10 protein-coding genes are annotated in these 12,734 nt (G+C 62.2%); 1 reads left to right on the top strand and 9 read right to left on the bottom strand.

The window, feature by feature from the left end; all coding sequences use genetic code 11:
• Positions 1 to 9: 9 nt before the first annotated feature.
• The 4 genes from phnY to FA04_RS31285 all read right to left on the bottom strand — a co-directional run bounded on the left by phnY (position 10) and on the right by FA04_RS31285 (position 5,710).
• The gene (gene phnY / locus FA04_RS31300; RefSeq protein WP_034794751.1) at positions 10 to 1,464 is read right to left on the bottom strand and encodes a phosphonoacetaldehyde dehydrogenase; all 1,455 of its coding nucleotides are present in this window, start codon (positions 1,462 to 1,464) and stop codon (positions 10 to 12) included.
• A 10-nt stretch (positions 1,465 to 1,474) separates the two neighbouring features.
• Positions 1,475 to 2,737, bottom strand: a complete 1,263-nt coding sequence (phnA, locus tag FA04_RS31295; protein ID WP_034794753.1) for a phosphonoacetate hydrolase — start codon at positions 2,735 to 2,737, stop codon at positions 1,475 to 1,477.
• 15 nt (positions 2,738 to 2,752) lie between these two features.
• Positions 2,753 to 3,955: a 2-aminoethylphosphonate--pyruvate transaminase gene (locus tag FA04_RS31290; protein ID WP_034794756.1), complete on the bottom strand. Its 1,203-nt coding sequence runs from the start codon at positions 3,953 to 3,955 to the stop codon at positions 2,753 to 2,755.
• Positions 3,956 to 4,057: 102 nt separating this feature from the next.
• On the bottom strand, positions 4,058 to 5,710 hold the full coding sequence (locus FA04_RS31285; protein WP_034794759.1) for a Na/Pi cotransporter family protein: 1,653 nt from the start codon (positions 5,708 to 5,710) through the stop codon (positions 4,058 to 4,060).
• Between the two features lie 117 nt (positions 5,711 to 5,827).
• On the opposite strand from FA04_RS31285, the gene FA04_RS31280 reads away from it, so the two are divergent.
• Positions 5,828 to 6,703 (top strand): LysR substrate-binding domain-containing protein, encoded by an 876-nt coding sequence (locus FA04_RS31280; RefSeq protein ID WP_034794762.1) that lies wholly within the window; start codon positions 5,828 to 5,830, stop codon positions 6,701 to 6,703.
• A 27-nt stretch (positions 6,704 to 6,730) separates the two neighbouring features.
• Here FA04_RS31280 and kduD read toward each other — a convergent pair whose 3' ends face one another.
• The 5 genes from kduD to FA04_RS31255 form a co-directional block, all read right to left on the bottom strand.
• Positions 6,731 to 7,495, bottom strand: a complete 765-nt coding sequence (kduD, locus tag FA04_RS31275) for a 2-dehydro-3-deoxy-D-gluconate 5-dehydrogenase KduD (protein ID WP_034794766.1) — start codon at positions 7,493 to 7,495, stop codon at positions 6,731 to 6,733.
• Entirely contained in the window at positions 7,492 to 8,328 is an 837-nt protein-coding gene (kduI, locus tag FA04_RS31270; protein WP_034794769.1) for a 5-dehydro-4-deoxy-D-glucuronate isomerase, read from the bottom strand. Before kduI ends, kduD begins: the two co-directional genes overlap by 4 nt.
• A gap of 37 nt (positions 8,329 to 8,365) precedes the next feature.
• Positions 8,366 to 10,222 carry a DUF2264 domain-containing protein gene (locus FA04_RS31265; protein ID WP_034794914.1) on the bottom strand — a complete coding sequence of 619 codons (1,857 nt, stop codon included), beginning with the start codon at positions 10,220 to 10,222 and terminating at the stop codon, positions 8,366 to 8,368.
• 84 nt (positions 10,223 to 10,306) lie between these two features.
• Complete coding sequence (locus tag FA04_RS31260) at positions 10,307 to 11,590, bottom strand: ABC transporter substrate-binding protein (RefSeq protein WP_034794917.1); 1,284 nt, start codon at positions 11,588 to 11,590, stop codon at positions 10,307 to 10,309.
• A 44-nt stretch (positions 11,591 to 11,634) separates the two neighbouring features.
• The gene (locus tag FA04_RS31255) at positions 11,635 to 12,717 is read right to left on the bottom strand and encodes an ABC transporter ATP-binding protein (RefSeq protein WP_034794772.1); all 1,083 of its coding nucleotides are present in this window, start codon (positions 12,715 to 12,717) and stop codon (positions 11,635 to 11,637) included.
• Positions 12,718 to 12,734 lie beyond the last annotated feature (17 nt).

Genomic DNA, 12,734 nt, shown 5'->3' with positions numbered 1-12,734 from the left:
CGCTTGAAATCACCATGGCAAGGAGAATGTCTTGACGTTGGTAAAGCTCTTCATCGCCTCGATGACGCCTTCCTTGTAGCCGTTGCCGGAATCCTTGATGCCGCCGAAGGGGCTCATCTCGATCCGGTAACCCGGCACTTCCCAGATGTTGACCGTGCCGACCTTCAGCCCGGCGATGTATTTCTGCATTCGCCGGAAGTCATTGGTGCAGACGCCGGAAGAAAGGCCGAAGGCGGTTGAGTTCGAGAGCGCGATCAGCGCGTCGTCATCATCGGGCGCGCGCACGATCGGTATGATCGGCGCGAAGGTTTCTTCCATCACCAGTTCGCTCGAATGCTTAACGCGGTCGACAACGATTGGCGGCAAGAGGGCGCCTTTACGGCCGGGATCGTAGAGGATCTCCGCCCCTTCTTCCGCTGCCCGGTGCACCCGCCGCTCGAAGACTTCCGCCGCCTTGGCATGGACGACCGTGCCAAGGTCCGTCGCCCGGTCCATCGGATCGCCGAACCTCAGCTTTTTCGCTCGCTCGAGCACCAGCGGCACGAAGCGGTCGGCAACGCTCTCCTGGCAGAGGATGCGTTTCACAGCGGTGCAACGCTGGCCGGAGTTCTTCGTCGCGCCGGCAACGGCCAGATCCGCGGCTCTTGCGAGATCGTCGTCCGACAGATCGTTGAGGATGATCAGCGGGTCGTTGCCGCCGAGCTCCAGGATCTGCCGCTTGTAGTGGGCGTGGGCCGCGATCAGCTTGCCGACTGGAACGCTGCCGGTAAAGGTGATGAGGTCGAAGTTCGGATTGGTGATCATCTCCATGCCAATATCGGCGGGCCAGCCGGTCACGACCGAGAGCATTTCCGGCGGCAGGCCGGCCTCATAGAGAATGTCGGCGAAGATAAGCGCCGTCATCGGCGTCAGTTCTGTCGGCTTGAGCACAACGCAATTGTTCGTCGCAACCGCCGGCGCGACCTTGTGTGCCACCATGTTGAGCGGATGGTTGAACGGCGTGATCGCCGAAATGGCGTTGAGCGGTTCGCGCGTGGTGAAGATCTTGCGCGCCTTGCCGTGTGGTGTGAGGTCGCAGGAGAAGATCTCGCCGTCGTCATGAATGCACATCTGGCCCGACAGCGTCAGCACGTCGAAGGCGCGGCCGACCTCGTAGAGCGAGTCCTGCTTGGAGATCCCGAGCTCCAGCGTGATCAGATCGGAGATCTCCTCCTTGCGGGCAACGAGCAGGTCCGCAGCCTTGAGCAGGATGCGCTGACGCTCGTAACGCGTCAGCTTCGGCTGGTAGGCGGCCGCGATCTCGAAGGCCTTGCGCGCATGCTCGGCGCTGCCCGCAGGCACCGTGCCGATCACCGCATCGTTGAAAGGGTAGCGCACCTCGATGCGCCCTTCGGTATCGACTGTCTTGCCGGCGATCCGCATGGGCTCGTGGCGAATTGCAAATGCTGTTTCCACCTTGGTCATCGCTCCCTCCCTAGTGCGTTGTCTGGGCGGCTGCGACGAGCGCGTAGTAGAACGCATCGAAATTGCGCAACGACGCGGATGTCAGCAATTCGGGCAGTTTGCGGTTGGCGATGAAAGGCACCGCCTGTTCGGTCAGGCCGCCATGCGAGCGCAGCGGTTCGTTCAGCGCCGCCAGATCATGGCGATGTTCGCTGGTGCCGAGCGTCTTGTTTTCCGAGGAGATCAGCACGAGATCGCCGATCCGATCGTCGGGCAGCTCGAAGCGTACGCAGGCTTCCGGGCGGGAGAGCACGACGTCGATGCCTTCGATCGCCTGCAGCCGCTCGATGATCTCCTCCTTGTCCGCACTTTCGGGCAGATAGGCCGTGGCAAACGAGCCGAGCGCGCCGTGATGCACGACATAGGGGTCGGTGATCGGCAGGATGACGCGCGCGGCGTCCTTGCCGAGCCATTGGTCGAGCAGGTCCTGCACGTAGATGACATCCGGCGAACCGTCCGCCTTGTGCTTCGGCTTCATACCGTGGTCGGCCGTGACGATGATGGCCGCGCCGAGCGCGTCGAGTTCGGTCAGATACTTGTCGAACATCTCATAGAAGGCGTTCGCCTGGGGTACGCCCGGCGCATATTTGTGCTGCACATAGTCGGTGGTCGTCAGGTACATGACATCCGGCCGAAATTCCTTGAGCAGCTTGACGCCGGCGGCAAAGACGAATTCGGAGAGATCGGCCGAATAGACTTCCGGTACAGCGCGACCGAGCCAGGCCGAGGCATTGTCGAGGCCGTTTTCCGCCTCGGTCGTCTTGTCCGCCTTTTCAGACGAGAAGCAGATGGCCCTGCCCTCGTCATACTTCAGCCCGTGGCCGAGCAGCGCCCTGAGCTTGTCCTTCGCCGTCACCACGGCGACCTTCGCACCCGCATCGTAGAATGCCTTGAAGATGGTCGGGGCGCGCAGGAAGCGTGGATCGTTCATCATCACTTCGTTACCCGTCTGCGGTTCGTAGAGATAGTTGCCGCAGATGCCGTGGATCGCCGGCGGCCGGCCGGTAGCGATGGAAAGGTTGTTCGGATTGGTGAAGCTCGGGATAACGCTGAGCGCGGTGCGCTCCGTCCCGGTCTTGCGGATGCGCTCGAGCGTCGGCATCAGCCCGGCCTTGATGGCTTCGTCGAGATAGGCCGGCTCGCAGCCGTCGAGGCAGATGGCGATGGCCGGGACATTCGGCCAGGGATAGGTGCGACGGTTGGCGGTAACGGTGATCTTGGACATCTTGTTCATCGTAATTTCCTCAGTTCAGGCAGCGAGACGGCGACGTTCTTCAAGGGCGACGGCCGGGGGAGCGGCGCTGTCGACGCCCATTTCGGAGAGTGAGTTGCGGGCGGCCTCGACCACGCGGCGCATGACATGCTCGTCCATGCGACCGATGCAGCCGACGCGGAAACTGTCGACCACCGTCAGCTTACCCGGGTAGATTATGAAGCCTTTGTCCTTCATCAGGTCGTAGAAGCGGTCGAAGGCGAAGGCCGGGTGGGCCGGGCTGAAGAAGGTGACGATGATCGGCGACAGCCACTGGTCGGCAAGCAACGTCTCGAAACCGGCCTCGCGCATGCCCGCGACCATGACGTCGCGGTTGCGGGCATAACGGGCTCCGCGACCGGCGACACCGCCCTCTTCCCGATGCAGACGCAAGGCCTCCAGGAACGCCGCGACAACGTGGGTCGGCGGCGTGAAGCGCCACTGGCCGGTCTTGTTCATGTAGTCCCACTGGGCATGCACATCGAGGCTGAGTGAATGGCTGCGCCCCTTGGCTGCCTCCAGTTCGCTCTTGCGGGCGATAACGAAGCCGAAGCCCGGCACACCCTCGATGCACTTGTTGGCGGAAGAAACGATCGCCTCGTAGCGGAAATCGCCGATACCGGCCGGCACTGCGCCGAAGGCGCTCATGGAGTCGACGAGCAACTTGCGACCGCGGGAATAGACTGTGTCGGAAATCTCCTTCAACGGGTTGAGGATGCCGGAGCTCGTTTCGCAATGGACGATCACGACATGGGTGATTCCAGGGTCGGAATCGAGCGCTGCTGCAACCTCCGGACCGCGTGGCGGCATGTAGTCGCCCTTGTCGATCGTCACATGGTCACGACCGAGATAGGAAAGCGTCTGGGCGATGCGCTTGCCATAGGCGCCGTTCATCAGCACCAGCACACGGCCGTCCTTCGGGACGAAGCTGCCGAGCATCGCCTCGACCGAAAACGAACCGCTGCCCTGCATCGGCACGCAATCGAACTCGCCCTTGGCATCGCCGGCAATCTCGAGCAGTTCCTGGCGAAGCTTGGCGGTCATTGCCCGGAAATCGCCATCCCAGGAACCCCAGTCCCGCAGCATGGCTTCCTTAACCCGATAGGCCGTGGTTAGCGGGCCGGGCGTCAAGAGATAGGGCTCGCCCAGCCTCGGTGTTTCCAGGGGCGCGATGGTTCTTTCAGAAGCGGTGTTTGGCATTGTCCGTCCTCGCGGTTGGCGTGTTCGAGAACGACAATGGGGCGGAAACATCTATCTGTAAAATCGTTCTTTTGTATCAATCTATCGTTTCAATTTATATATCTAAGCAGCAGGCACGAGCCGGCTTTCCAGGAGGTCCCCGCTCTCGCGCAGGCGCGGATAGGCCATCGTCGTCACCAGCGAATTGACCTCCTTCAGCGCCCGAACGATCTCGAGATGCATGTCGCTCGACAGGATGCTGGTCGCGATGCCCTGCCGAAGCCGCTCCAGATGGCACTTGCTGCTTTCTTCGACCAGGCGACGCACATGTTCCTTCTGCCGAACCATTTCGCGCGCGATCACCGGGTCCGGGGAGACGAGAAGATTGGCCGCCAGCCTGACGTTGGAAGACACGGCCGCATGCAGCAAGGTGAGTTCACGCCATCCCTCCTGCGAGAAGGTCCCTGCGCCCGCAAGCCGCTCCTCGGCCATTTGCAGGAGGCTCTTTGCGACGACGTCTCCGGCATATTCGAGATGGATCGCTGCCTCGGTGAGTTCGATGCCGCGCCGCGATTGCTCTTCGGTCAGGATGCCGCGGTTGACGGCGGCGATGTAGAGCTTGATTGCGCTATGGGCCACGTGGATGTCGCCATCGATGCTTCTGAGCGCCTTGACCGCCTGCGGTGTCGGCGCGTGAATGACGGTCATGACGGGCTCCAGCATCCGGGCGATAAGATTGCCCATGTGCAACACCTCGCGTGCCGCGGCCGCCAGCGCCTGCGCCGGTTTGTCGATCAGCGCCGGGTCAAGCGCGCTGACATGAGCCGCACGATCATTGGCACCGGCGGCCTCCGGCATGAGCAACCGAACGAGGCGCGCCATCGGGCCGCAGAAAATCACCCCGACGAGAACCAGGGCAGCGTTGAAGAGCACATGCAGATTGACCAGCTTGCCGGCCACAGTCTCCCCAGGAAGCCAGTCGAACGGGGAATGCAGCGAAAAGAGTCCGAAGATCGCTGCGGCGAACAGGGCGCGGAAGAGGAGATTACCAAGCGGCAGGCGTCGGCCTTCGACCGGCAGACCGCGGGTCAGCCACAGCGCGATGAGCCCGCCGCCGATGTTGACGCCGAGCACCAGGGGAATGCCGACGTCCAGGGGCACGATGCCCTTCACGGCAAAGGTCAGGATCAGCAGGATCGCTGCCACGCTGGAGTGCAGCGCCCAAGTGAAGAAGGCGGCAAGGATCATCACGCTCAAGGCATCCTTGCCGACGAAAGCGACGACGGAAGGCAGCATCGGGCTCTGAGAGAGCGGCTGCGTTGCATGGCCGATCATCTGCAGCGAGAGCAGCAGCAGACCGATGCCGAGCACTGCACGCCCGGTCTCGACGGACTTGCGGGTCGATGCCTTCAGATGCGCAAGACCGCCAGCGGCGATCAGAAGCGGCGCCAGCCAATGCAAGTCGAAGGACAGGATCTTGACGACAAGCGCCGAGCCGAGATCGGCACCAAGCAGCACCGCCAGGCCGGTATCAAGCGCCAGCGCGCCGCTGACGGCAAAACCGGCGGCAAGCATGGCGACCGCCGTCGAGCTTTGCAGCGCAATGGCAACCGCGCAGCCGCAGATGGCCGCACGCGGTCGTCCACCGGCGCCACCGACGGTACGCGCGACGATGTCGCCTGCCGCCGCCTCAACACCTTTCTTCACGAGGCTGACGGCGTAGAGCAAGAGGACGGTGGCGGCGGCAAGCTCGAGGACGACGGCCGGGAGGTTCATGAGGCGCGCTCCGGATAGAGGTGGAATCCGAAAACTATCCGCGCCCGCTTTACATAAATCAAATCGTTCGTTTTAATCAAACTATCGTTCAAATCTATTCAAGAAGGCGTCGTACGCATGCGCTATGTCCAGCTCCGCGCCTTTCATAACGTGGCCATCCACGGCGGTTTCTCGCGTGCCGCCGAAGCGCTCTTCCTTACTCAGCCGGCAGTCTCGGATCAGGTGCGCAAGCTCGAGGAGGAATATGATGTCCTCCTCTTCAACCGGAACAAGAAGCAGGTGACGCTGACCCAGGCGGGCCAACAGCTCCTGGAAGTCACCCGCCGCATGTTCGACGTCGAGCAGCAGGCCCTGGATCTTTTGTCGGAATCACGGGCGCTGAGAGCGGGAAAACTACGGATCGTTGCCGATGCCGCCCATCACCTGCTGCATATCCTTGCCGCTTTCCGGCGCACCTATCCGACCGTCCAGGTGTCGATCGATTCCGGCAACACCGAAACCGTCATCACCAGCCTGCACGCCTATGAGGCAGACATCGGCGTTCTCGGCGAGATCCCGCAATCGAGCGACTTCGACATCCTGAAACTCAACTCCACGCCGATCATAGCCTTTGCGAGCCGTGACTATCCGCTGCAAGGCAAGAAAAAGGTGACTTTCGCTGAACTCGTGAAGCACCCCTTGGTCATGCGCGAGCAAGGCTCCAAGACCCGCCAAAAGCTCGAAACGATGTCGCAGCAATGTGGCGTGCAACTGACGCCGCTCATCGAAGCCGAAGGTCGTGAGGCGGTGCGCGAGATCGTCGCCGCCGGCGGCGGGGTCGGCTTCGTTTCGTCGGCGGAGTTCGGGCAGGACAGCCGCCTCATTCCCATCGAGATCGAAGCGCCCGAGATGCTGATGGACGAAGCACTCATCTGTTTGCGCGAGCGCAGCAACGGGAAACTGGTCAGCGCCTTTTTCGACATTGCCCGCAGGCTAACCTCTGCGCCGGCCTGATCGCTACCCGGACGGCAGCAACGCAATTCATCGCGCCAACCAGCCGCCATCAACCGGGACGACCGCGCCATGCATGTAGCGGGATGCCGGCGCCAAGAGAAAAACGGCAGCCTCGCCGATATCATCGGGCGTGCCCCAGCGACCGGCCGGGATGCGGTCAAGGATTGCCGCTGAGCGGTTCGCATCCGCGCGCAGCGCCTCGGTGTTGTTGGAGACGATGTAGCCAGGCGCGATCGCATTGACGTTGATGCCCTTGCTTGCCCATTCGTTGGCAAGGATGCGGGTAATGCCCAGCACTCCATGTTTTGAGGCGGTATAGGATGCGACACGAATGCCGCCCTGGAAGGACAACAACGAGGCAATATTGACGATCCGCCCGGCTCGCTTTTCGTCCAGGAGTTTTCGGCCATAGGCCTGGCAAAGAAGAAAGGCCGCCTTGAGATTGAGGTCGATCACGTCATCCCAGTCGGCCTCCGAGAGCTCGGTGGAGGCCGACCGACGAATGATGCCGGCATTGTTGACCAGTCCATCCAATGGGCCGCACTGTCCCCAGACGCGGTCAAGCAACGTTTTGACCGCCTCTCCATCGCTAAGATCGCAGGCAAACGGCTGGATCCGGCCGCCCGCCGCTTCGACCTTTTCGACTGTTTCGGCCATGGACGAGCGTCCGACCGCGACCACTTCGCCGCCAGCCCGGGCGACCGATACCGCGATGCCTTGGCCGATCCCGGTGTTGGCACCCGTAACCAGCACGCGCTTGCCGTCGAGGCTGAAGGCCGAGAGATCGCTCATCGCAACGTCTCCATCGGGACCGGGTCGGCGTCGGTGTAGTCGACATTGTCCCCCGCCATCGCCCAGATGAAGGCATAGCTGGAGGTGCCGCAACCGGAATGTATAGACCACACCGGCGACAGCACCGCCTCTTCGTTCGCCATCACGATATGGCGGGTTTCGGAAGGCTCTCCGAGAAAATGGAAAACCCGCGCCGGCTCCGGAAGGTCGAAATAAAGATAGACCTCCATGCGTCGATCATGGATGTGCGCCGGCATCGTGTTCCACACCGACCCTTCCTTCAGTTCCGTCATTCCGACGACCAGCTGGCAGGTCTCGATCCCATTGGTGAACTGAAAGATCGATCGTTCGTTCGATGTTTCCAGGCTGCCGAGATCGAGACGTTTCGCGCCCGCGATCGTCAAAAGCGCTGTCGGGTAAGTACGGTGCGCGGGGGCTGACAACAGATAGAACTTTGCCGGCTTCGACCGGTCGTCCGACGAGAACACCACGTCCGACCCCATGCCGACATAGATCATGTCACGGGGACCGAGCACATGGCTCTTTCCGGAAACGACGGCCCGCCCCGGCCCGCCGATGTTGACGGCAATCAGCTCGCGGCGCTCGAGAAACGTCTTCGTTCCCATCGGCTTGATGGCTTCGAGCGTCAGCTCCGCCTCGACCGGCATCGCCCCAGCGATCACCATGCGGTCGTAATGGGTATAGGTGAGGTTGACGCGATCGCTCGCAAACAAACCGCCAATGTGGAAATTGTGACGCAGCTCGTCGGTTCCCATCGCTGCGGCAGCAAGCGGATCGATGGCGTGGCGGGATGTAAAATCGGGGATCGTCATATCAAGTCTTTCGGTCGTTGTGGCAGGATCGAGGATGTCAGAGCGGTACGCCGCGCATCAGCGTTACGGTTGTCCCCGTCTCGGACACGCGCCGTCGCAGCGCTCCGACGTCGGGTGCTGCAGGCAAGCGGGATAGTTTCCTTGTCCCCTCTGTCGCATCGGCCTGCGCAAGCACGGCGACGGCGAGCGTGCTGACGCCGACTGGAACAGTACCGCGCAATTGCGGAACCAAGGTTTTTGCGGAAACCAGGTTGGTGTTTGGGGCAGCGATATGGCAGCGGCCCTCCCGAGGGTTCGTCGAACCGATGTCGAGGATGGCTGACAGGTCCGTCGCCGTGGCAACGACAGCGCGGCCGGCACCCTGTTTGCAAACTTCGCCGGCGTCTCGCCCGACTGCAAAGCCGCCTTCGATCGTGGCGAGCGTCCGCGGCGTGTCGATGCGGTGAAGCCGAACCTGGAAATCGCCGTCCCAGTAAAGCCAGGTCTCGACCAAGACATCGGCGAAGGGCCGCCAACGCGCATAGAGAAGGTTGTTGGCGACGAGCGCCTCTTCGTTGGTTTCGCGCACGCGGAAATGCACGCCGTCATCGCTGAAGCCGATCATGGATTCGAGCACGGAATTGTCGAACCGCCAGAGATCGTTCTCGATGCTGAAGCCGTATCGCCCCGAATAGGCGAACTTCGCGTATTTCTCAGGCGCGAAGCGGATGAAGGTGTTCTCGGCGCTCGTGTGCTGGCCACAGGAGAGCGCAATGGCATCCCCTGCCGGATTGGCGATCAGGAAACCGATATGGCGCTGCGTGGAGACGGCGGATCGCTGTGGGCAGGCGTCCTCATCGCTCGCCCAGAACGGATGGTCCGCCGGCAGCATCAGCGGAAGGAAGGCCTTCAGCGCCCAATAGGGCGATTGCGCGGAATTGTACGGTTCCGACATGATGAGGTTGGGATAGGCGTAGCCGACGGGCATCACGCCATCGCGCGCGGCGAAGGGGCGCTTCGCCCACCAGCGCAGATGACGCAGGAAGTAACCCTTCTGTTGTCCGAAGGGGATCTCCTCTTCGCCTGCGAGCGCCATGGCGCCGAAGAGGCCGGCAATGGCAAAACGATAGGTCATCGAGCGACCGAAGCAGAGCGCCGGTCCGTCATCGGCAAACCATCTCGCCATGTCTCCGGCGATCAGTCGGGCCCGCTCCCGATACCTTTTCGTCCAGTCGCCGCCATCGAGGGCCGCCAGGATCAGGCCATAGAAGTGAAAGGCGAAGGGAATGTAGTGGTCGGCGCGGCGCGTATCCCCATCGTGATACCAGCCATCGCCGAGGTAGAACGCGTCGAGTTCCTGCCGGTACTGGTCGTCGAGTTCTCGATCACAATCGACCCCGACATGTCTCAAACCCATGCTGACGAGCAACCGGAAGAACTTCCAATTGTTGTCGCTATATTCGCAGGCATGGCCTTTGAGCAGATAGGCAACAACGTTTCGCCGTTCGGCCGTAGACAGGGGCGCCCAGAGCTTGTCTGGAACGAGCCTCAGTGCAAATCCGATCGCTGCGAGTTCCACGAGGCGCTGGCTGCGGTCGAACGGGTCGCCCCAGTATTCCGGATGGGCCGGATCACAGCCATTGGCAAGACCGCGCGCGATCGGCGTCCAATCGATCCACGTTGCGCCGCCGACCTTGGCCGGTGCCAGGCCCCAGAGCAGACGGGAATAGCCCTCCAAGTCGGCGGACGCCTGGTCGAAATGTGCCGCATGCGCATCCAGCCGGATGCGAGCGCCGCCGGCAGACCGATATTGTTCAACCGGCTCCACCAGCGCCTTGAGCGCGGCCTCGACATCGGCGCGGCTTTTGAGCGGATTGCCCGCCCACGGTTTAAACAGGGTTTCGGGGAAGATCATGTCGGTCATGCCAAAGGTTTCCGTTCGAACATTGCCGCGCGGGGGGATGACTTCCCGCGCGGCCCGGCAAAGTGGAGCGGATGCTCAGGCCTTGAGAATGCGGTCGGCCGATGAGACGAGTTCGTTGCCTGCTTCCGCCGGCGTCAGCTGGCCGAAGGCGACCTTGTCGGCGAGCGGCCGGAAGACGCGCTCGTCAAGTTCACCAGCACCGAGCGGCACGGCCGGCGGGTAGGTGCCGACGCGATCCGCAATGCCGTTGACATAGTCGACCGTCTTTTTCGCCGTGGCGTCGATCGAGGGAAGAACGGCGGTCTGCACGTCGGTGTTTACAGGCACGCCGCGCTCGACCTGAAGGATCTTGCCGGCCTCCAGGTCGTTGACGAAAAAGTCGATGAATTGCGCTGCGAGTTCCGGGTTCTTCGCGGTGCTTGCGATCGACCAGTGCAAGCCGGGGCGATAGAAAAGCCCGGAGGGACCATCCGCACTGCTGACCGGCAGCGACGTGATATCGAGCGTGCTCTTGGAGATCTTCTGGAAGGCAGGGAGCTGGTTTGAGAAGGCAATCGCGATGGCCGCGTTGCCGGTCGCCAGCGGGTTGCTGTCGACCAGCACCTTGTCGAGCGCTTGTATCTCGGCGGAGACGCAGCCGCCGTTCTTGGTGAGGCTCTCCCAATAGCCGAACCAATCGGCCGCATCGCTGGCCTCATAGCCGAGCTTTCCGGCTTCCGTGTAGAGCTTCTTGCCGCGCTGATGCAAAAACGCCTCGAAGGCGTATGTGTAGCGCGACGCGTTTCCAACCGCCCAGACGTTCTTCTTGCCTATTGCCTTGGTAAGGTCGATCGAGAACTTGGCGAAGTCGTCCCAGGTGGTTTTGGCCGAAGGCGGGATAAGCCCGGCTTTCGTGACCGCATCAGCGTCGTAGATCATGGCAAAGGCGTTCAGCGACAACGGCATACCGGTCACCTTGCCGTCGACCGTTCCAAGATCGAGCACACCTGGCACCAGCTTGTCCGTGCGGATGACCTTGCCGAGATAGTCGTTGAGCGGCAGGTTGGTGGACCGGCGGCTATAATCGGCAAAGCGGCTGGGCTCGAGCTGGAAAATGTCCGGGGCGTTCCCACCGGCGATCATCGTCGTCAGTTTGGCCCAGTAATCGCTCCCGCCCACTTCGCCGACGATCTTGGCGCCGGAATGCGCCGCCTCGAAGAGCTTGGCAACGCCAAGCGTGCGCTCGGCGCGGCTGGGTGTACCCCACCAATAAAGGCGCATGGAATCCTCCGCAAAGGCGCGGATCGCGGGCATCGTCGCGAGCGTGGCGCCGGCCCCGAAAAGCGCGGCGTTACGCAGAAAATGGCGTCTGTTGATCATGTTCTCCTCCTCCATGATTTGTTCCTTGAGATCTCTCTTTGCGATCAATGGCCGATGCGGTCGCCGGCCCCGTCGAACAGGTGGCAGTTTTCCGCGGCAATCCGGACGTCCAGCGTTGAGCCGGCAGTGATCGGGCGTTGGCCATCGAGAGCAACCGTCAGCGACTGCCCGTCGGTGAGCCGCCCGTAAACGATGGTCTGACCGCCGAGATGCTCGACATGGACGACCGTCAGCGCGCCAAGTTCGAGCCCGCCGGTCGCGTCGATACCGATATGTTCGGGCCGCAGGCCGAGGCTGACCTTTGTGCCAACCGCGATGCGCTCCTCGATCGGGAGCCGCGCAATTCTGCCGGCAACATCGATCGAGATACCGCCGTCGCGGATGTCGCGTGCGACGGCATCGAGGAAATTCATCTTGGGCGAGCCGATGAAGCCGGCGACGAAGCGGTTGGCGGGCCGGTTATAGATCTCGAGCGGCGTGCCGTGCTGTTCGATGACCCCGGCGCGCAAGACGACGATGCGGTCTGCAAGCGTCATTGCCTCCACCTGGTCATGGGTGACGTAGATCATCGTCGCGCCGATATCCTTGTGCAGCTTGGCTATCTCGACGCGCGTCTGGACGCGAAGCTCCGCATCGAGATTGGACAGCGGCTCGTCGAACAGGAAGATCTTCGGGTCGCGCACGATTGCCCTGCCGATCGCTACGCGCTGCCGCTGGCCGCCAGAGAGTTGCTTCGGCTTGCGGTCGAGCAGATGGGTAATCTGCAGGATGTCGGCGGCCTTGCGGACCCGCTTGTCGATCTCCGGCTTCGGCATCTTTGCCGTTTCGAGACCGAAGGACATGTTCTTGTAGACGCTCATATGCGGGTAGAGCGCATAGGACTGGAAGACCATGGCGATGCCGCGCTGGCTCGCCTCCTTCTCGTTCATGCGCTCGCCGCCGATGGAAAGTTCGCCGCCGCTGATCGGCTCGAGCCCCGCAATCATGCGCAAAAGGGTCGACTTGCCGCACCCCGATGGGCCGACGAAAACCACGAACTCTCCGGAGCCGATCGCCAGATCGACGCCGCGGATGATGTCGAGATTGCCAAAGCTCTTCTTGATCTTGCTCAAAGCCAGCGTCGTCATCGTTTCCGTCCCTATCT

It is taken from the genome of Ensifer adhaerens, assembly GCF_000697965.2.
In the GTDB taxonomy this organism is placed as follows: Bacteria; Pseudomonadota; Alphaproteobacteria; order Rhizobiales; family Rhizobiaceae; genus Ensifer; species Ensifer adhaerens.
The sequence above is the reverse complement of the archived record's forward strand: the minus strand, read 5'-3'. Positions and strand labels throughout refer to the sequence as shown.

Coding starts and splice junctions, on each gene's coding strand:
- kduI (WP_034794769.1), bottom strand. CDS start 8,328: ATGACGATCCCCGATTTTACATCCCGCCACGCCATCGATCCGCTTGCT.
- FA04_RS31255 (WP_034794772.1), bottom strand. CDS start 12,717: ATGACGACGCTGGCTTTGAGCAAGATCAAGAAGAGCTTTGGCAATCTC.
- FA04_RS31265 (WP_034794914.1), bottom strand. CDS start 10,222: ATGATCTTCCCCGAAACCCTGTTTAAACCGTGGGCGGGCAATCCGCTC.
- phnY (WP_034794751.1), bottom strand. CDS start 1,464: ATGACCAAGGTGGAAACAGCATTTGCAATTCGCCACGAGCCCATGCGG.
- FA04_RS31285 (WP_034794759.1), bottom strand. CDS start 5,710: ATGAACCTCCCGGCCGTCGTCCTCGAGCTTGCCGCCGCCACCGTCCTC.
- FA04_RS31260 (WP_034794917.1), bottom strand. CDS start 11,590: ATGATCAACAGACGCCATTTTCTGCGTAACGCCGCGCTTTTCGGGGCC.
- kduD (WP_034794766.1), bottom strand. CDS start 7,495: ATGAGCGATCTCTCGGCCTTCAGCCTCGACGGCAAGCGCGTGCTGGTT.
- FA04_RS31290 (WP_034794756.1), bottom strand. CDS start 3,955: ATGCCAAACACCGCTTCTGAAAGAACCATCGCGCCCCTGGAAACACCG.
- phnA (WP_034794753.1), bottom strand. CDS start 2,737: ATGAACAAGATGTCCAAGATCACCGTTACCGCCAACCGTCGCACCTAT.
- FA04_RS31280 (WP_034794762.1), top strand. CDS start 5,828: ATGCGCTATGTCCAGCTCCGCGCCTTTCATAACGTGGCCATCCACGGC.